This window comes from Salicola sp. AFF1 (assembly GCF_056783195.1).
Window position 1 is genome coordinate 65,428 of the sequence record NZ_JBXAYL010000005.1, and the last position, 18,484, is coordinate 83,911.

An 18,484-nucleotide genomic window follows, 5' to 3' on the forward strand; every position below is an offset into this window, starting at 1 on the left:
GCGACCTCACTCCATGAGGTCCGCGTCTTCGCGCGACGCCTGGGCAATTTCACGGTGGGTGATCACACCCAAAACATCATCACCCCGCTCACTTTCCCGGTCCCGCATGACCAGGGCAACCTCACAATCGTGCAACTGCATTTCCCTGAGGAAGGTTGTCCAGCGTGACTGCTCGGAGACCTTGATGTAGCGTTCCTCAACCGCCCATACCGCCCGGTTGGGGTCGGACAGGTAATGCAGGTTTTCGTGGGCCACGCCCTCAATGAGCCCGTTGCGGACCAGGACGGCATAGCGCCGCGTTTGGCCGGGTTCATGGGACGCTTCCCACTGGCGGGCCAGCTGGGCGTCCACCAGGTCGAAGGACTGGCTCATGATGGTACCGGCATTATGCAGCTGGGATGTGGCCGCCTGCAGCCCCTGGGGAACGGAAAAGCCGCGCCGGACAAGCTTGAGGGTATAGATGCTCTCCTCGGTGAGCTTGGCGCGCACCACATAGGCCAGAGAGACGGTCGCGATGATCGGGAGCATGGCCGCGTAATCCCCGGTCTGCTCGAAGATCATGATCACCGCCGTCAGGACCGCCCCGGTGGTGCCAGCAACCATGCCGGCCATGCCCGCGATGGCGAACACCACCGGATCAATACCGATGGTTGGGAACAGCATCGCCATGACATGACCGAAGAGCGCCCCGAAGGTGGCGCCGAGAAACAGGGAAGGGGAAAACACACCGCCTGACGCGCCGGAGCCAAGGGTGAGTCCGGTCGCCAGCCATTTGCCGAGGAACAACAGCCCCAGGAACAGCGGGTCCGTCAGAGCGCGGCGCAGCACGTCGAGTATCGTGGGGTAGCCCACGCCGCCAGTGTAGTATTCTCCCGCGTAGAGAAGGAAGCCGTACAGCATAAGGCCCACGACCAGCATGCCGAGTGCGTGGCGGACGTAGGTGTTACTGAAGCGGGCTTCGAACCAGTCTTCGAGGGCGTAGATGGAGCGGATGAATCCGGCCGAGATCAGACCAATGGAGGCCCCGAGCGGGATACAGGCCAGCAGGGAGAAGAAGCCAACAAGGTGGTTTTCAAAGATCACCAGTTCCGGTACGTCAAAAGAAGGTTCCAGGCCGCTGTAGAAGCGGCCGATGTAGGTGGCCGTTACCGTCGCAACGGCGACAACGGTGACCGTTCGGGCACTGATGGAGACCAGCATCAGCTCCATGGCAAAGGCCAGCCCGCCAATGGGCGCATTGAAGGTGGCGGCAATGGCCGAGGCGGCGCCGGCGCCCACCAGCACCACCCGCTGACGGGCGGGCATACGGATCACCTGGCCCAGGCTGGAGCCGAACGCCGAACCGATCTGGACAATGGGCCCCTCGCGCCCTACCGAGCCGCCGCTGCCAATGGAGATGGCAGAGGTCAGGGCCTTGGCGATGACCACGGTCGGGCGCATGCGGCCCTGACTGTAGTAGATGGCGTTCATGACCTCGGGAACCCCGTGGCCCCGGGTCTCGGGGGCAAACGTCTCGGTGATCCAGTTAACCAGCAGGGCCCCGACAACCGGGACCAGGATGATCCCGATTCCCCAGATGCTGGGGGCAATGTAGATGTCCGGATTGAAGACAAGGCTGAAATCGGCGTAGAAGAACAGGTTGCGGAAAAAGGCGATGATTGCCTTGAAGATGATTGAGCTGAAGCCACCGAATACGCCCACCACAACCGCCAGGGCCAGCATGGTGCCGGCGTTCAGCGGTGTGTGGCGACGGGTGTGCCAGGTGTCGTCGGGAGCCTCCTCGGATGAGGGTGTTGATGCGTTGGTCATGTCTTGCTTGCCTCCACTTGGGTTACGCCACGCTCAGGTCAAAAAGGTGTCCGAGTAGTGCCGGGACCGCGGTTTCGGAACGCAGGATCCGCGATCCCATGTGTACCGCTTCAAAGCCCTGATCACAAACCAGCGCCACCTCGAAGGGGATGAAACCACCTTCCGGCCCCATGCAAAGGGTAACCGGCTCGCTCAGGCCGGCGGGGCAGGCGGGTGTGACCCCGGGGTGGGCGATCAGTCTCCGGGTTGAGTGGGCGATCCAGGGCAGCTCGTCTTCCACAAAGGGCCGGAAACGGGGCCGCTGTTCGATGCTGACCCAGCCCGTATCCCGGGCCTGCTCCAGGCCCAGCGTGATCTGGTCGGTTAGCGATTCCGGCTGCAGCCAGGGGGTCTGCCAGTAACTCTTTTCCACCCGATAGCTGTTGATCAGAACCAGGTGCTTGACACCCATGGCCACTACCGACTGGATGATCCGGCGCAGCATCTTGGGTCGTGGCAGCGCTAGGACCAGCGTCAGTGGCAGTGGTTGCGGGGGCGCCTCGTCCAGGACCAGGCTCAGTATCGCTTCATTGTGGTCCAGCGTCTCGATGCGGCCTTCGCCCATCGCGCCATCGCGCACCCCTACCTTGATGCGATCACCGGTACGGGCCCCGTGAACCGCGTGCAGATGCTGCAGCTGGCGTCCGGTAACACGCGCCTGTTGTGGCGTGATCTGTTGTTCCGGTTGCAGCAGGAGCAGGTTCATGCCACGTCCACGTCCTCTGGTGGCCGGCGGCGTTCGACCATGCGGCCGAAGATGAGTCCGATTTCGAACAGCAGCCACATGGGCGCGGCCAGAAGGGTCTGGGAGATCATGTCCGGGGGCGTCATCATCATGCCCACCACGAAACAGCCCACGACCACATAGGGGCGCTTTTCGCCAAGTGAGCGGGTATCCGTGGCGCCACTGAGGATCATCAGCATAATGGCGACCGGGATCTCGAAGGCGATGCCAAAGGCGAACAGCAGCTTGAGCACGAAACTGAGGTAACTGCTCATGTCGGTCATGACCGTGACTTCCGCCGGCCCCACGGAGGTGAAGAATGCGAACACCAGCGGAAAGACCACGAAGTAGGCGAACACCGCGCCCAGGTAGAACAGAATGATGGACGATGCCAGCAGCGGGAAGGCGATCTGTTTCTCGTGCCGGTAGAGTCCTGGGGCCATGAAACGCCAGATCTGGTAAAGCACGACGGGCATGGCGAGGAAGGTTCCCAGTACCAGGGTCAGCTTGAGCGGGGCAAAGAAGGGAGCGGCCACATCGGTGGCGATCATGCTGCTGCCTTCCGGGAGATAGGCCCGCAGTGGCCCGGAAAGCCAGGTGTAGAGCTGGTTGGCGAAGGGGTAGAGCGCCAGGAAAATAACCAGAATGGCGAGGATCGCCTTGAGCAGCCGGTTGCGCAGCTCCACCAGGTGCGCCACCAGCGGCATGGTTTCTTCGTCGGGGTGCTCGTCCTGCTGGGTCATGAGCGGTTCTGGGCGTTGTTGGGATCGGGTGCGTCAGTCCGGTTGCCACCGGTCCCGTCGCCGGTTCCGGTTTTCAGGTAGTCTTCATCCAGTTTTGCTTCGTCCAGTGCTTCGCGCACATTCTGCTGAATGTCCTCATACCCGATATCGCTTTTCTCCCGCCGTAGCTGTTCGCGGATCTCCTCGGCCTTGACCTGGCGGTCGAGCTCCTCGGAGAACTGGCGGGTCATGCGGCGGGCCTTGCCGATCCAGTGGCCAGCGGTGCGCGCCGCTGCCGGTAGGCGTTCAGGGCCCAGCACCAGCAGCGCGATCACGCCGCAGAGAAAGAGTTCCAGGAACCCGAGATCAAACATTCAGGGCCCTCAGGAGTGCTCGTGGTCGCGGCGCTTCTCCGCTTCGGGCGTCTCCTCGGTGTTCTGCTGTTCCAGGGTGCGCCCGCCGGAATCTGCGTCCTTCTTATCGGCCTCGGAGGTCTCGTTGTCGCCATCATTCATGGCCTGCTTGAAGTTGCGGATGGCGCTGCCAACATCGCCGCCCATGTTGCGCAGTTTCTTGGTACCGAACACCAGCACGACAATGCCGAAGACGATCAGAAGCTGCCAGATACTGATTCCACCCATAATCATTCCTCCTGTTCAGGATTCCGGCGTGCGCCGGGCTTTTTCGTCCAGGCCGGAGAGACCGAAACGCCGGGCCAGCTCGTTGAGCACGGCTTCAGGCCCTTCACCCTGATGGGACAACATGACCAGACTGTGAAACCACAGGTCCGCTGTCTCCGCGATGAGGTCATTATTGTCCTTTGAGCGCTCCGCGTCCTTGGCGGCGATCAAGGCTTCGGTACATTCTTCGCCCACTTTCTCCAGAATCTTGTTGAGTCCCTTGTCGTGAAGCCTCGCCACATAGGATTCATCGGGCGTTGCGTTGTGGCGCCGGTCCTCAAGTACCTGGGCGAGCTGGCTCAATACGGTGTCCATCAGCCCTGCTCCGTTCCGTAAATGGTGTCGGGGGATTTCAGAACCGCTCCGGATTCCTGCCAGACGCCGTTGTCAAGCCGGCGGTAGAAGCAGTGGCGCCGGCCGGTATGGCACGCGATGCCGCCGATCTGTTCGACCTTCAGGAGGATGACATCCGAGTCACAATCCAGCCGCATTTCGTGCACTTTCTGAACATGGCCGGAACGCTCGCCCTTGTGCCAGAGCTGGTCCCGTGACCGGGAGTAATAGATGGCCTCGCCGGTATCCGCGGTCTTTGCCAGGGCGTCGGCGTTCATCCAGGCCATCATCAGTACGTCCCCGTTGGCCGCGTCCTGGGCAATGGCAGGAATCAGGCCGTCGTCATTGAAGACGACTTCCCCAATCCACTCCGGGTAGGCGTTTGCTGTCATGTCAGTGCCCATTACTTCGTTTCCCATACCACAATAACACGGTCGCAGCGCCGAGCAGAATCCAGCTTGCCACCGGCAGCGTCTGAAGCCATTCGCGGATGGCGGGTTCCGCTAGGGCAAGCGCGCCCACCACACAGGCACCGCCTCCAACAAAAGGCCAGAGTCGGCGGCGAGGGGAAGCAGCGGGTGGCTCAGGCCTTGGCTGGAGCGGCCCCTGATCCGTGGCAACGCGCTCCAGCGCGTCATGGACCAGCTGCGGCATCTCCGGGGCCTGTTCGGCCCAGCCCGGCAGGTGCTCGCGCAGTGAGCGTATCATGCCGGGAGGGCCCATCTGCTGGTGCATCCAGTTTTCGAGGAAGGGTTGGGCCGTGGCCCAGAGATCAAGGTCGGGGTAGAGCTGGCGCCCGAGGCCCTCCACATTCAGCAGTGTTTTCTGCAGCAGCACCAGCTGCGGCTGGACTTCCATGCGGAAGCGGCGGGCCACTTCAAACAGCCGCAGAAGGAAATGACCGAAGGAGATGTCACGCAGGGGTTTGGCGAAGATGGGTTCGCACACCGTCCGGATGGCGGCTTCGAACTCGTCCACCCGGGTATCGGCGGGGATCCAGCCGGACTGGATGTGCAGTACCGCCACCTGATGGTAGTCGCGGCGGAAGAAGGCCAGGAGGTTGCGTGCGAGGTAGTTCTTGTCCGAGGGGCCCAGGGTGCCGACGATGCCGAAATCCAGGGCGATGTACTGGGGATCCGCCGGGTTGGAGGCGTCAACGAAGATGTTGCCGGGGTGCATGTCCGCATGGAAGAAGCTGTCCCGGAAGACCTGGGTGAAGAAGATCTCCACGCCCTTTTCGGCCAGCACTTTCATGTCCACGCCCGCCTCATGCAGAGCCTCGGTATCCCCGATGGGGATGCCGGTGACCCGCTCCATGGTTACGACCCGGCGCCCGGTATGGGACCAGTATACCTGGGGCACGTAAATCAGTGGCGAGTCCGGGAAGTTGCGACGCAACTGGCTGGCATTGGCCGCCTCACGCTGCATGTCGAGCTCATCGAAGATGGTCTTCTCGTAGTCCGCAACCACCTCGACCGGGCGCAGGCGCGGGCCTTCGGCCCAGAATCGCTGCAGCAGTCGCGCCATCAGGTAGAGCAGGCGGATGTCCTGGCGGATGGTCTTCTCGATGCCCGGACGGATGACCTTGACCACCACAGGAGTGCCGTCCAGTAACCTGGCTCCGTGGACCTGTGCCACGGAGGCCGAGGCCAGGGGGGACTGTTCGAATTCGCTGAAGCTGTCGGCAATAGCCGCCCCCAGGTCCGACGCCACGATGGCGCGGGCGTCATTGCTGTCAAAGGGGGCGACCCGGTCCTGGAGATGTTTGAGTGAGTCGGCCATGTCTGCCGGCAGTAGATCGCGCCGGGTGGACAGGATCTGGCCGAACTTGATGAACACTGGACCGAGTTCCTCCATGGCCTGGCGCAGGCGCTCGCCACGGTCGGCTTCCGGCTGCGGGAAGAGCCGCCAGGGGGCGATGGCCAGCAGGAGGCGGATGCCAGCGGGCAGGGCCAGCAGGCGCAGGAAGGTGTCCAGCCGGTAGCGGCTGAACACCCACAGGATCCGGAGCAGGCGGCCCGGGTTGATCAACGGTCTGCCTCCGGGTCCAGCTGGTTCAGGCGGTTCTCAAGGGCCTCGGTAAGGGCCTCGAGGTCACGGATGTCACTGAAGCGGGCCTCGGCTTCCCTGCGGCCTGGCACCAGCCCGGACTCCTCGTGCAGGTAATCCTCGATATTGGCGTGGATGGAGGCACGCGCCTGCTGGCTCCAGTGGAGGGCATCGCGCAGGCGCTGCGCGATGACGTGGGCGGGCACATCGCCCATGGTCCGGGCGAAGAGCGCTTCCCAGTCCGGTGCCAGTTCGTGCAGGCGCTGTGCGAGTCGGCGGACATGCTCGGGGTCCCCTTCAATGCCGATCAGGCCCTGATCCAGGCCACTGGTGTCGCCGCCAGCCAGCGCCAGCAGTGCCAGGGGCGTGGCGCTGATGTGGGTTTCTGGGTGGCGGACCGGTGTGCCCTGTTCCAGCGCGAGCTGGTTTCCGGAACGGGCCAGAGTGAGCGTGGCGCCGAAGGGCACCAGCGTGACCGAAATGGGCGCCACCAGCTCCTGAAGCAGGATGTCGCGCGCCGCCGGGTCTGCTTCAAGAGCCCGGTTCAGCGCTGAAGCGGCCAGCGTCGTGGCGCGGTCCAGCAACGATGCGCCCAGTCCCATCAGGGCTTAACCCCCGCGTGCAGGGCGACCACGCCGCCGGTCATGTTGTGGTACTTGCACTGGACCAGGCCCGCGCTTTCCATCATGCCCTTGAGCGTGTCCTGGTCGGGGTGCATGCGGATGGATTCGGCGAGGTACTGATAGCTCTCGCTGTCCCCGGCTATCAGCCGGCCCATCAGTGGCAGGGCCGTGAAGGAGTAGGCATCGTAGGCCCGGTTGAGCAGCGGGTTGACCGGTTTGGAGAATTCCAGGATCAGGAGCTTGCCGCCGGGCTTGAGGACCCGGGTCATTTCGCGCAGGGCCAGATCCTTGTCGGTGACATTTCGCAGACCGAAGGCAATGGAGACCACGTTGAAGGCGTTGTCCGGAAAGGGCAGGTATTCGGCGTTGGCCTGAACGTAGTCCACGCGCCCTGCGTAGCCGCGGTCGATCAGCCGTTCCCGGCCCACCTCCAGCATCTCCTGATTGATATCCGCGAGGACCACCTCTCCTTCGGCGCCGACTCTGTCGGCAAACTGCATGGTCAGATCGCCGGTACCGCCGGCAATGTCCAGGATCCGGTGGCCGGGCCGGACACTGCTGAGCTCAATGGTGAAGCGCTTCCAGAGCCGGTGGATGCCCATGGACATCAGGTCGTTCATGAGGTCGTACCGGCTGGCCACCGATGAGAAGACCTGGCCGACGTGCTTCGCTTTGTCCTGCTTCGACACCTTGCGGTAGCCGAAATGGGTGGTGTCCTGATCCGCCATGGGGACCTCCGCTGATGCTTTGGCGTATTCTAACCCCGGATGAGCAGCTTGTCTTCGCCGCCTGGCCAGGGCTCGCCTCCGGGGCTGCAGTTGCGTAAAATATCGCGCACCGCTCGTTACCGCAGTCAGTCGAGGAGTTCCGATGTCCCGAATCCAGATCCGCCGCACGCATGCCATGGACCATGATCACGCGCTGCGGGTGGCCGATGAGCTGGCTCGGGAGATGACGGAACACTACGACTTTGAGTGGCACTGGGAGGGGGAGCGCCTGAAGCTGCGTCGTGCCGGGCTCAACGGGGAGGTGGCCATCTACCCGGAAGAGATTGGTGTGGACCTGGCGCTGGGCATGATGCTGCGACCGTTCAAGAGCCGGATTGAACAGGAAGTGGTCAATCATCTGGAGTCGATTCTGGCGCGCCACAGCTGAGGCGGTCAGTTTTGTGGCGCGCCGTGGCGTGGCAGGGCGCCGCCTGCGAGAATGTGCTTCATGATGCGGGTCTCGCGTTTGCGGATGGTTTCCAGAAGCTCGCTTACGTCCCCCATGGCGCGGAAAGCATGAACCCCTTCCGTAATGAACTGATAGAGGTCGCCCAGCCCGGCCATGCGTGCGGGCTGGTGCATCATCTTCAGCCCCATGCGCAGTGACCGACTGTCCACGTAACGTTCCAGGTCACGCCCCACGTTGTCCATCAGCTCAATCTGGCGCTGGCGTTCATCCACCTGCCCGCAGGCCCGATAGGCTTCCGCGTAAGTAGCGTCGGAAAGGGTTTCAATGCCAATTGGATCCAGGCCCTGATCATGAGTAAGCCATTCCGCCATGGCCAGATCAAGGCGCTGGCTGATCAGGTTGAGTTCCACCAGTTGTGAGAGGGTGAACAGGGCACTGTCCGGGCTCAGCCGGATCAGGTAGGGGAAGATCCGGTCAAAGTCGTCATCCCGGCGACTGAAATCCTGGGGCGCGTAAAGGTCCTCCAACAGGAAATCCAGGGCTTCGTGGTAGCGCGGAGACTCGTACAGGTCGCGATGGGTCTCGCGCAGGCGTTGCGCCTGCCAGCAGCCCAGGGCCTCGATCGACGGCTCCAGGGGATGGCCTACCCGCTTTTGCCGGAAATCGTGATAGCTCAGCATCAGCTCCTGCAGCCGGCGCGCATTGGGAGTCCGTGTCTGGGTCTGGGTCAGCTTGTAGCGGTACACGCCCGTCCTCCAATCATGGCGACGGGCATTCTAGTGGGGGCAGCGGCGCCGGACAATGGCGCTCAGGCTGCCCAGGGGATGTCATTCATGGAAGGCACCCAGCTTTCGCTGTCCAGCGTAATGAAATGGCTGGTGCTCTCGGTTTCCACGATCCGCACCGAAGTGGCCGACTGTCGGGCGGCGGCCATCATCATGTCACGATCGAGTATACGGTCCGTTTCCGGGATCAGGATGGTGCCCTGGCGGATATTGCCGAGAACATCCGTATCCCATTGCTCCATCCAGGCGATGATGTTCTCGATATTGCGCACAATGGTGAGATGGTCCTGGGTAGCCGAGAACATCCGGTTCAACAGCGTTTTCTTGCGCGGGTTCATGCGCCCGAAGAAGGTCTGGGCATACGCGGATGAGGGCGTGCTGTTGATGGCGCGCACCACCCAGGGCCACATGCCGTGGCTTACCGGCTCCAGGATGGCCCGCACCAGGGCATGGAGCTGCCCCTGGGGCAGTACCGGTGCTTCCAGAACCACATCAATGGTTTCAAACAGTTCGGGCCGCTGGCGGGCGGCTTCCACGATCACGCCGCCGCCGCGCGAATGACCGTGAACCCGGATCCGGGTTGAGGACGGCAGGTTTTCTATGGTCTGGATGAGGATGCGGGCATCGTACTCAATGGTGGCCTCCGGGTGGGGGTTGCGCACCACCCAGTCCGGCCGCTCCAGGTTGGGGCCACTTACCGGGATATGATAGTTGGAGCAGGTCAACAGGATCAGCTCGGTGGTGGGCTCCTGGTAAAGCTGGGTGAAATAGCACTGGTTTTCCAGAAAACCATGCACGCCGATCACTGTGTGCTGGACTTCGCCACTGTGGTTGCGTACTGCGACAGCGCCGGAACCGACTTCGTGCACCCGGCCGGAGAACATTTCGCTGTAGGCGGGTTCGATCCGTTTCTTGAGCTTGCGGATGTCACTGGCTTTCATCGCATCTGCCCCCTTGCATCGGCGCGGCATTACACCTTTTATGTGACCGGCTTATGTCACGATCTTTACCTTACATTATAGAAGTGTTTCTGGATTGGGCGTTAAGTTGTGTAACAGCATTGGCTGTTGAGACAGCGATCACGCGGCAGCGCATCCGCTTCTGCGACCAGTGCCTGAGGGCCAATGACTGGAAAACCGGGCCTTCGAAAGGCACTATAGCCGCAGTTTTGAACTGCCTGGTCAAACCTGACGGAGGTCCCAATGAGTGACAAGCGTATCGAAAAAGACAGCCTCGGCGAGGTGGAAGTCCCGTCCAATGCGTTGTGGGCGGCCCAGACCCAGCGCGCCATTGACAACTTTCCGGTAAGCGGCCGGCCCATGCCCGGCGCCTTCATCCACGCCGTGGTGCGGATCAAGCGCAGCGCAGCCCGCGCCAATGCTGTGCTGGGGCTGTTGGACGCGGGCCGTGCCCAGGCCATCGAGACGGCCTGCGACGAAGTGCTCGGTGGTGCCCATGCTGACCAGTTCCCGGTGGACGTGTTCCAGACCGGTTCCGGTACCAGCACCAACATGAACGTCAACGAGGTGATCGCGCGTCTGGCTTCCGGCCACAACAGCGAGCCGGTCAACCCCAACGATCACGTCAACATGAGCCAGAGCAGCAATGACGTGATCCCCACCGCTATTCATCTGAGCGCGGTGACCGAGGTGCACGACGCCCTTCTGCCGGGGCTGGATCACCTGATGCAGACCATTGCCGGTCGCGAGAAAGAAACGGAGTCCGTGGTCAAGACAGGTCGCACCCACCTGATGGACGCCATGCCGGTGACCCTGTCCCAGGAACTGCGAACCTGGCGCGACCAGATCAGCAATGCCCGGGATCGCCTGGAAGAGGCAGCCAGGGGATTGCTGCGCATTCCCCAGGGCGGCACCGCCGTGGGGACGGGCGTGAACGCGCATCCGGACTTTGCGCGCCTGTTCGCGGAAGAGCTCAGTGCGCTCACTGATCTGCATTTCACTCCGATGGACCATCCGTTCGTGGGTCAGAGTGCCATTGATGCGCCGGTGGCGCTGTCCGGCGCGTATCGTGGTCTGGCGACCGTGGTGATGAAAATCGCCAACGACCTGCGCTGGATGAACAGCGGCCCCATCCATGGCCTGGGCGAGATCACCCTGCCGGCGCTGCAGCCCGGCTCCAGCATCATGCCCGGCAAGGTCAATCCGGTGATCCCTGAATCCGCAGCGATGGTGGCGGCCCAGGTGACCGGCCTGGATGCCACCGTCAACACGGCCGGTCAGTCCGGCAACTTCCAGCTCAATGTGATGCTGCCGCTGGTGGGCTGGAACCTGCTGGAAATGAACGGTCTGTTGGCCAATACTGCAAGGGTGATGGCGGACAAGGCGATTGCCGGGTTTACCGTCAACAGTGAGGTTATGGCCGAAGCGGTTGGTAAGAACCCGGTACTGGTGACCACCCTCAACCCGGTGATCGGCTACGCCAAGGCGGCGGAAGTGGCCAAGAAGGCCTATGCGAGCGGCCGCTCCATTCTGGAGGTGGCGAAGGAAGAGACGGATGTGCCGGAAGACGAGCTGCGGGCGCTGCTCGACCCGATCAAGCAGACCCAGGGAGGCCTGCCGGACGCCTGATCGGCGTACGCTGCCAGGCAGCACGTCATGCTGTTGATCCCCGAGCTGGTCGCGCTGCTGTTGGTGGCCAATGGTGCGCCCATGGTGCTGAGCCGGCTCCGGGGCGTGCCGGGGTTGCCGGTGGATGGCGGTTGCCGGTTGCCTGATGGCCGCCGGCTGTTCGGTGCCAGCAAGAGCTGGCGCGGGGTGGCTGTGGCGGTTGCTGCCACCGCTGTGCTGGCCTGGCTGTTCGGGTTGGGCGTCCTGTTCGGGGCTGTCTTTGGCGCGGCCGCCATGCTCGGCGACCTGGCTTCAAGTTTTATCAAGCGTCGCCTGGGGCTTGAGGCCGGTGATCGGGCATTGGGTCTGGATCAGGCGCCGGAAGGGGTGTTGCCTGCGTTTGTGGCCTGGTGTTGGCTGGGCGTTGGCGCTTGGGCAGCCCTTCTGGCGGTGCTGATCTTCTGCGGGCTCAATATCTGGGGATCGCCGCTTCTCTACCGGTTGGGGCTCCGCCAACGGCCCCATTAACGGGGAGCATCCGGCCCAGCAGTCAGCCGGTGCAGGGTGACTTCCGGTGGGCAGTTGAGGCGCACGTTGAGGATCGAGGTGGCCGCGCCCGTTGTTGTGTAGCCCTGCATGGCGTCCTCCTGCCAGGCCCCGCGGCCCAGGCGGCGTGGAATCGTCGCATCCAGGGTCAGTGGTATGCCGCCCGGCAGGCACAGCTGGCCGCCATGGGTGTGCCCGCACAGGTAGAGGTCGAATCCGGCGTGGGCCGCCTCGCGATGGATCTCGGGGGTATGGCTGAGCAGCAGTGACAGCGCGCCTGGCGGGATGGCGCTCGTCGCGGCCTGCAGGTCATGGGTCTGGTAAAGGTGGGGGTCATCGACGCCGGCGATCCACAGTTCGCTTCCGGCGCGCTCCACGCAGAGGCTTTCGTTCATGAGCATGCGATAGCCCATGCTTTCCATCTCCGGAATCATCAGCACGCTGTCGTGGTTGCCCAGGATGGCCAGAACCGTCCCTTTCAGGTGGTTGCGCAGCCGCCGCATGCCTTCCATGGCCGGGGTGATGTCCCCCCAGGTATCGCGCCGGTAGTCGCCGGTGATCACGCAGAGGTCGTACTCCAGTCCCCGCACCGTTTCGATGACTGCGTGCAGGTTGGCCTCGTCCATGTCCACATGGAGGTCGCTGAGCTGCAGCAGCGTATAGCCCTCAAGCGCGGTGGGCAGATTGGGAATGATGAAGCGGTTGGTCGTTACCCTCAGGGCCCGGCTGTTGCGCACCGCTCGCCGGTAGAGACCACCCAAGCGAAGAGCCAGCCGCACCAGGGCCGGCATGGAATAGAGGTTTTCCAGGTGAAAATGCTTGCCGGAGCCGCTGAGAAACAGTGATTCACGCTCACGCTCCGTGGCCAGCCGTTGGCGTGCGTGATCCGCTCCCAGCCTCAGTTCCAGCTGGTAGGTGCGTTCCGTGTCGCTGTGATCTCCAATCAGGAGGCTGGAAAAACCATCCATCGAGGGGGTGTGCTCCGGCGTCCGTCGATTTGCTGCCATCATAGCAGGCTATCGGCACGCTCGCCCTGGCTTGACACCTGAAACCTGAGCCAGGATTCTTGCGTTAGTCAGGGATTTCAGACTCATTCAGGGAGAACGGGGCATGCCACATCAACGCCTATCCGCATTCGTAGCCGCGCTTACCGTCGTGCTGGTCGCCCCTTGCAGGGCGGAGCTCTACACATGGACCGACGACCAGGGTGTGACGCATTTCACCGATGAACGACCCGAGGCTGAGGCTCACCAGGAAAAAGTCCGTCCAGACCTGGTGAATTCGCCAGCGCGTTTGCCGGAACCAGGTACCTGGGCACCGGAGCACACGGACGATACTGAAGAGCAGGATCGGGAGCAGATAGCCAGGGAGCGCGAAAAGGCTGCCCAGGAGCGTCGTTGCCAGGAGTATGAGGCGCGGTTGAAGCAGATCAATGACCGGTTGCGCAGCGGTTACCAGGAGCCCACGGGCAATCGCTTGCGGGAAGAGCGGCGGGCGTTGCGCTCGAAAGTATTCAATGAATGCTGAGTGAGGGCGAAACGGAAGGATGGGGCAGCTCCTTCCCTGGAGCCTGGAAAGGGGTCCGTTAGAAGGAGCGGCTGAGTTCCACGGAGGCACTCCATGCGCTCAGGTCGTAGGAGCCATTATAGGTCGCAGCGCTGGAGGGGGTTGTGGGCGTCTGGTGGCTGTAATCCTGCTCGGTAAACTCGGCATCGCCGTCAAAGATGAGCGTGCCCACTGCTGCGTCCACGGTCCAGTCACTGTTCACTGGCGCAAACTGCGTGCCGAGGGTCAGCCAGTGGCGATCCTGGGACGGAATCCGTGCCGTGCTGTAGTTGTCCACGGGCGATTCATCCCAGGCATAGCCGGCCTTAAGCTTCCATTCCGGATTGGCCTGCCAGGTGGCACCAAGGTTGTACTGCATGGTGTCCTGCCACCTCTCCGTGATGTGGGTAATCGGATTGCGGTTGAGTGAGCCGGAGACCTGGCCGGTGCCGCCCTCGTCGGAGTACACATCCAGCTCTTCGAAGTCGCTCCAGCGTGCCCAGGTAGCCCCGAACAGCAGGGTAACCTTGTCGGTCAGTTCATGCCGGGCACCAAAGGTCACACTCGGCGGAATATCCAGAGGCACCTCGGCGTCTTCCTTGAGTGTTGTCGTGTTCGCCGGATTCTGCTGGGTGGGAGCCGGGAAGTTGGTGATCGTGATATCCCCTTGAAGGGAGGCCTCGGTTCCGGTCTCCGCGGTCAGGCCGAACTGGGTCCTGTCGGAGAGCTCATAGAGAGCGCCGATACGCAGCGTGTACTCAATCGAGTCGCCTTCAACGTCGGAATGCGGGTCGGGCGTCTGGGCGGCCATCGCAGTGACCTGCTGGGGCGTCATGTTGGGGTTCTGCTGCGCGATCATCCCTGTTGTATCATTGAACTTGGTCAACTTGCCTTCCAGATACATCAGGTTCACGCCCACCCCCAGGGACAGCCCGTCTCCGGAATCCACCGCAATGGAGGGAGCCAGGGCAATGCCCGTGAGTTCGGTCTCGTCTGCAAAATAGCGACCGGTAAAGTCATCCTCGTAGTCCGCCGCCAGGCCATAGGGGGCGTGCAGGCCAATGCCGACCGCTACGTTGTTGGTGAGCTCATGGGTCATGAAGGCACTGGGCAGGTAGGCGGGGTCTGCAATGTCACCACCGGTGCTCCCCTGGACGGGCTGGCCCACCTGGTTGGTGGCCGTTGCCTGGTCGGCTTCCGCGTCAATGTCCAGCACGGCAGCGCCAAAAGAGGCATTGGTACCGGAAAGCTGGGTCATGCCGGCGGGGTTGAAGATAACGGTTGCTGCGTTTTCCGGGTTGGCCGCCGCACCGGCGTTCGCCGTGCCCATAGCGCTGGCGCTCTGCTCGTTCAGCGAGAAACCACCTGCCATTGAAAGACCGGGAGCCATTGCGGCGGTCAGGATAACCGCGCCTCGAGCGTCAAAAATCGTACGCATCATCACCTCTATCATCGTCATGGAGTTGACGAATTCTAATCCTCTTATTGCTTGAACGACAAACCTTTGGGCGCATTTTGGCCATTGTAAATGAGGGATGACCGGTGGTGCCGATGGCTTAAGCGTTGGCAGCCATCCTGTGCTCCTGGGCTGGTTCACACTGTGAAAGGTTTGTTCACAAACCAGCCTGCGACGGGAACAGATTCTATACAAGGCTGAAGCACAACAATGGGTTGCCTTTTCTGGTCAAAAAGTGCACATTTGGCCTAAGGGAGCGAGATGCTGTGAGGGCACAACACGGAGCAATTACGCATGCTTTCAAGGCTTGATCTGGGAAACGGCGTCGGGATGCGGCCGAGCCGCGCCGGGGATAGGGACTTTGAGCGCATGGTACACAATGCCAGCCGATGGGACTTGTGGCTTGCCGATGCGGACCCTGAATTCATCCATAGCCTGGTGGAGATGCAATACCAGGCACAGTTCAAGGGTTACGGCGAGCAGTTTCCCGAGGCTCTTTACTACATCATTGAGCGGGCCAACACCGCTTGCGGTCGATTGGTTCTGGACTTCAGTCAGGGCATGGTCCATGTCGTCGATATGGCTTTGGTTTCGGAAGCTCAGGGTCGGGGGATTGGTCAGAGGGTTGTCCAGGCGGTGCAGAACGTTGCCTTACAGCTTGGTGTACCCGTGGTTCTGGTGGCGCAGATCATGAATGCACCCGCGTTACGGGTCTACGGGAACCTCGGGTTTCAGGCTGTTGATCGCCCGAATGCAGCTTTTGTCTGGCTCGAATGGAGGCCGGCGGAAGGCCGCTAGGATAATGATGATTCGATCACGTATGGGGGCAGCCCCAACAGTAAAACGTGCTCTAAGGGAGTCTGGCTCGAATGGATGATGACGCAGCCTCACGGATCCAGGCACTGCAAGAGCTGACAGCGGAGGTGTTCGAGGCCCTGGTGGGAGAGGCACTGACCTTGGCGGATGATGCTGATGGGCAGGTGGATCTCACGCTTGCGAGGGTTTCCCGGCAACCGGCTGCACAATGCAGGACTGATGGGCGGGAACCGTTCAGCTTGCTGTTCCATGGTCCCGGAGATTGGGCTGTCGAAGCGGGGTGTTATTTCCTCTGTCATAGCACGCTTCCTGGACTGCCACCGGTGCATATAACGCCGGTGATCGAACCTGGAGCGCCAGTTGACGAGGGCGGTCGACCATTAATGACGTACCAGATTGTCATGAATTAACTGCCAACCACTGAGCCAGTCGCTTGGAAGGCAGGAGGCTTGATCAAAGAGGGCGTGGTCGAGGGGCCGCGTCAAACACCAGAACGGAGGGCGATCCAATGGCGACGATGTATATGGGCCAAATCATCATGTTTGGCGGCAATTATGCGATCCAGGATTTTGGCTTCTGCAATGGGCAGCTTTTACAGATCTCCCAATATCAAGCCCTGTACAGCATTCTTGGGATGAATTTTGGCGGGGATGGTCGGAGCACTCTGGGGCTACCGGACCTGCGCGGTCGTGCGCCGGTGGGCCATGGCGCAACGCAGTGGGGACAGCAACTGCCATTGGGGGCGCCGTTTGGCACACCGCAAATGACGCTCGGCGAGCAGCATTTGCCGACCCATTCGCATGGGGTGAGTTATCAGGACGGTGGTGGAGATGGTTCCGGAGGACTGACTGTTCAAACGACTGGTGCCGACCAAAGCAAACCAGACAGTGACTCCTACCTTGCTGGGCAGGCCAAGCAAGGGCTAACAGCGTCCGATATGTATACCAATGCCACAGGGAATGAGCAGGTGATCAAAGGGGGAAGCACGGGGTTCGATGTAAACAGATTGAATGTTGGAGCCGCAGGCTCTGGACAGTCTTTTGATCCTTCAGGGCCGCGTTTGGCGGTTAGCTTTCTGATTTGTCTGAACGGTACCTATCCACCACGCGTCTAAGCATGTTTCCGGGTTTGGTGTCAGGTTAAGTTAAGTAAAAAGGGATTTACCAATGAAAGCGTTCAAGTCTACTTCCAAGGGTGGTTCGGCTGGGGGCACGGTTGTTGTCATCGACAAGGGCGTCAAGAATTACCAGGACTTGGTAGACATCATTCCCAATAGTGCCGACGTGGTGTTCATTGAGCCTGAATCGAATGGCTTGGCCCAGATAGCCTCCGCGCTGGAGGAGCGTTCGGGTCTTGAGGCTGTTCACGTCGTGTCTCATGGTGCTGCTGGCGAATTAAAGCTTGGGGCCACACAACTGAATACCGAGGCCCTGAGCGCCCACCAAGAAGAACTTGCTACCCTTGGTAATGCCCTTTTACCTGATGGGGACCTATTACTTTACGGTTGCAATGTCGGGAGGGATGACGAGGGGCGTCATTTTATCGACCGAATTGGGGAGTTTACTGATGTGGACGTGGCAGCCTCCAACGACCTGACGGGCGCGGAGGCCCTTGGCGGGGATTGGGATCTGGAGACGCTTGCTGGCTCCATTGAAACGAGTGAACTCGAGGGTACTTCAGCGTTTCAGGCCGTTCTTGCGCAACCAAGTGATGAAGACTACTCCGATAATCCAGGTGATGGGGCGCTGATTGATATTACGAATAGTGGTCGTACTGTCGATGGTATTACGTATACTACAGATGGTTCGGGAGATAATGATGCGACGATAGAGACTCTGTCTACTCTTGGGGTTAGTTCTGCATTTCCCTCGAAATCTCCCAGTGAAAAAGTAATCTACCTGAATGGGCTCGTTGGATCCGCTCCTCCAACTTATTTTGAGGTCTTTGATTCAGATGGGGATTTTTTTAAAATTGAAAGTATTTTTATGAGCGTTAGTGATGGGCTTGTCGCTAATCGCTCAGAGAATTTTTTGGTGGAAGGTTGGGATGGGTCCAATAATGTTGTTGCATCAGATAATGTAGATTTCACGACTAGTGATAGTTCTGGTTCGATTACCTATGCTGATTCGAAAGAGGCCGATTATGGTGGGGTTTTAACGTTTGGTTCGGATTGGGAAAATATTACCAAAATTCGGCTAACTGGTACCGATCCAGGGGTTGGGTCAAGCAATGCCCCTTCTTTTATTCTTGATGATATTGATTTCGAGCCAGCAGTTCCCCCCAATACCGCTCCTACCTTCGATACCGGCTCGCCTAGTATTACCCTTCACGAGGATGGTTCGGCAGCATCAATCAATAGCCTGCTGTCTGTTACTGATCGTGATAGTGGTGATCCGCTTACTTGGGTCGATGTAGCAGGCCCTTCTAATGGGAGCCTTGGGGGATTCAATGCGACGGCTACGTCGAATGGGGGCAGTGTAATACCTACAGGGCTGACCTATACACCGAACGCCGATTTCTCCGGTAGCGACAGCTTCGACGTCCAGATCGGAGACGGGACCGACACCAATACGGTCACTGTTAATGTCACGGTGAATGATGCTCCCGAGGTTAA

General features: G+C 61.0%; 21 protein-coding genes and 1 pseudogene. 8 read left to right on the forward strand and 14 right to left on the reverse strand.

Translation table 11 applies throughout. From position 1 onward, the window contains the following. Window positions 1-6: 6 nt before the first annotated feature. Genes AC1RQI_RS04785 through ubiE form a run of 10 tightly spaced genes read right to left on the reverse strand, consistent with a single transcriptional unit; the run spans window position 7 to window position 7,707 of the window. Complete coding sequence (locus AC1RQI_RS04785) at window positions 7-1,809, reverse strand: chloride channel protein (protein ID WP_481903873.1); 1,803 nt, start codon at window positions 1,807-1,809, stop codon at window positions 7-9. 22 nt (window positions 1,810-1,831) lie between these two features. After that, window positions 1,832-2,554, reverse strand: coding sequence for a 16S rRNA (uracil(1498)-N(3))-methyltransferase (locus AC1RQI_RS04790; RefSeq protein WP_481903874.1), 723 nt, complete (start codon window positions 2,552-2,554; stop codon window positions 1,832-1,834). Beyond that, window positions 2,551-3,315, reverse strand: a complete 765-nt coding sequence (gene tatC / locus AC1RQI_RS04795; RefSeq protein ID WP_416633345.1) for a twin-arginine translocase subunit TatC — start codon at window positions 3,313-3,315, stop codon at window positions 2,551-2,553. The genes AC1RQI_RS04790 and tatC overlap by 4 nt, the downstream gene beginning before the upstream one ends. Beyond that, window positions 3,312-3,668 (reverse strand): Sec-independent protein translocase protein TatB, encoded by a 357-nt coding sequence (tatB, locus tag AC1RQI_RS04800; RefSeq protein ID WP_481903875.1) that lies wholly within the window; start codon window positions 3,666-3,668, stop codon window positions 3,312-3,314. Before tatB ends, tatC begins: the two co-directional genes overlap by 4 nt. A 9-nt stretch (window positions 3,669-3,677) precedes the next feature. Beyond that, window positions 3,678-3,935 carry a Sec-independent protein translocase subunit TatA gene (tatA, locus tag AC1RQI_RS04805; protein ID WP_416633347.1) on the reverse strand — a complete coding sequence of 86 codons (258 nt, stop codon included), beginning with the start codon at window positions 3,933-3,935 and terminating at the stop codon, window positions 3,678-3,680. A gap of 15 nt (window positions 3,936-3,950) precedes the next feature. Then, complete coding sequence (locus tag AC1RQI_RS04810) at window positions 3,951-4,289, reverse strand: phosphoribosyl-ATP diphosphatase (protein ID WP_416633348.1); 339 nt, start codon at window positions 4,287-4,289, stop codon at window positions 3,951-3,953. Then, window positions 4,289-4,711, reverse strand: a complete 423-nt coding sequence (hisI, locus tag AC1RQI_RS04815; protein WP_481903876.1) for a phosphoribosyl-AMP cyclohydrolase — start codon at window positions 4,709-4,711, stop codon at window positions 4,289-4,291. Before hisI ends, AC1RQI_RS04810 begins: the two co-directional genes overlap by 1 nt. Next, window positions 4,701-6,338, reverse strand: a complete 1,638-nt coding sequence (ubiB, locus tag AC1RQI_RS04820) for a ubiquinone biosynthesis regulatory protein kinase UbiB (RefSeq protein WP_481903877.1) — start codon at window positions 6,336-6,338, stop codon at window positions 4,701-4,703. The genes hisI and ubiB overlap by 11 nt, the downstream gene beginning before the upstream one ends. Continuing rightward, window positions 6,335-6,958, reverse strand: a complete 624-nt coding sequence (locus AC1RQI_RS04825) for a ubiquinone biosynthesis accessory factor UbiJ (protein WP_481903878.1) — start codon at window positions 6,956-6,958, stop codon at window positions 6,335-6,337. The genes ubiB and AC1RQI_RS04825 overlap by 4 nt, the downstream gene beginning before the upstream one ends. Beyond that, window positions 6,958-7,707, reverse strand: coding sequence for a bifunctional demethylmenaquinone methyltransferase/2-methoxy-6-polyprenyl-1,4-benzoquinol methylase UbiE (gene ubiE, locus AC1RQI_RS04830; RefSeq protein WP_481903879.1), 750 nt, complete (start codon window positions 7,705-7,707; stop codon window positions 6,958-6,960). The genes AC1RQI_RS04825 and ubiE overlap by 1 nt, the downstream gene beginning before the upstream one ends. Before the next feature lie 142 nt (window positions 7,708-7,849). On the opposite strand from ubiE, the gene AC1RQI_RS04835 reads away from it, so the two are divergent. Continuing rightward, window positions 7,850-8,134 (forward strand): polyhydroxyalkanoic acid system family protein, encoded by a 285-nt coding sequence (locus AC1RQI_RS04835; RefSeq protein WP_416633352.1) that lies wholly within the window; start codon window positions 7,850-7,852, stop codon window positions 8,132-8,134. Window positions 8,135-8,139: 5 nt separating this feature from the next. On the opposite strand, the gene AC1RQI_RS04840 is transcribed toward AC1RQI_RS04835, so the two are convergent. Together AC1RQI_RS04840 and AC1RQI_RS04845 are read right to left on the reverse strand one after the other, a co-directional pair. Further along, window positions 8,140-8,901, reverse strand: a complete 762-nt coding sequence (locus tag AC1RQI_RS04840; protein ID WP_481903880.1) for a DUF8198 family protein — start codon at window positions 8,899-8,901, stop codon at window positions 8,140-8,142. A 62-nt stretch (window positions 8,902-8,963) separates the two neighbouring features. Further along, window positions 8,964-9,881 (reverse strand): alpha/beta hydrolase, encoded by a 918-nt coding sequence (locus tag AC1RQI_RS04845; RefSeq protein ID WP_481903881.1) that lies wholly within the window; start codon window positions 9,879-9,881, stop codon window positions 8,964-8,966. A gap of 261 nt (window positions 9,882-10,142) precedes the next feature. Between AC1RQI_RS04845 and AC1RQI_RS04850 the strand changes: the two genes are divergently transcribed. Continuing rightward, a complete protein-coding gene (locus AC1RQI_RS04850) occupies window positions 10,143-11,528 on the forward strand; it encodes a class II fumarate hydratase (protein WP_481903882.1) in 1,386 nt (461 codons plus the stop codon). A 27-nt stretch (window positions 11,529-11,555) separates the two neighbouring features. Continuing rightward, window positions 11,556-12,035, forward strand: coding sequence for a CDP-archaeol synthase (locus AC1RQI_RS04855; RefSeq protein ID WP_481903883.1), 480 nt, complete (start codon window positions 11,556-11,558; stop codon window positions 12,033-12,035). Here AC1RQI_RS04855 and AC1RQI_RS04860 read toward each other — a convergent pair. Then, the gene (locus AC1RQI_RS04860; protein WP_481903884.1) at window positions 12,032-13,063 is read right to left on the reverse strand and encodes a metallophosphoesterase; all 1,032 of its coding nucleotides are present in this window, start codon (window positions 13,061-13,063) and stop codon (window positions 12,032-12,034) included. The two genes, AC1RQI_RS04855 and AC1RQI_RS04860, sit on opposite strands and share 4 nt — an antisense overlap. 100 nt (window positions 13,064-13,163) lie before the next feature. Here AC1RQI_RS04860 and AC1RQI_RS04865 point away from each other — a divergent pair, with 100 nt between their 5' ends. Beyond that, window positions 13,164-13,580, forward strand: a complete 417-nt coding sequence (locus AC1RQI_RS04865; RefSeq protein ID WP_481903885.1) for a DUF4124 domain-containing protein — start codon at window positions 13,164-13,166, stop codon at window positions 13,578-13,580. A gap of 58 nt (window positions 13,581-13,638) precedes the next feature. Here the strand turns inward: AC1RQI_RS04865 and AC1RQI_RS04870 are convergent, their stop codons facing one another. Beyond that, window positions 13,639-15,039: an OmpP1/FadL family transporter gene (locus tag AC1RQI_RS04870; RefSeq protein ID WP_481903886.1), complete on the reverse strand. Its 1,401-nt coding sequence runs from the start codon at window positions 15,037-15,039 to the stop codon at window positions 13,639-13,641. Window positions 15,040-15,348: 309 nt separating this feature from the next. On the opposite strand from AC1RQI_RS04870, the gene AC1RQI_RS04875 reads away from it, so the two are divergent. The 4 genes and pseudogenes from AC1RQI_RS04875 to AC1RQI_RS04890 all read left to right on the forward strand — a co-directional run. Beyond that, complete coding sequence (locus AC1RQI_RS04875; RefSeq protein ID WP_481903887.1) at window positions 15,349-15,852, forward strand: GNAT family N-acetyltransferase; 504 nt, start codon at window positions 15,349-15,351, stop codon at window positions 15,850-15,852. A 71-nt stretch (window positions 15,853-15,923) separates the two neighbouring features. After that, window positions 15,924-16,280 carry a DUF6916 family protein gene (locus AC1RQI_RS04880; RefSeq protein ID WP_481903888.1) on the forward strand — a complete coding sequence of 119 codons (357 nt, stop codon included), beginning with the start codon at window positions 15,924-15,926 and terminating at the stop codon, window positions 16,278-16,280. A 98-nt stretch (window positions 16,281-16,378) separates the two neighbouring features. Beyond that, entirely contained in the window at window positions 16,379-16,984 is a 606-nt protein-coding gene (locus AC1RQI_RS04885) for a phage tail protein (protein WP_481903889.1), read from the forward strand. Between the two features lie 52 nt (window positions 16,985-17,036). Beyond that, window positions 17,037-18,449: pseudogene (locus AC1RQI_RS04890) on the forward strand (DUF4347 domain-containing protein); the annotation flags it as partial. Window positions 18,450-18,484: the final 35 nt, after the last annotated feature.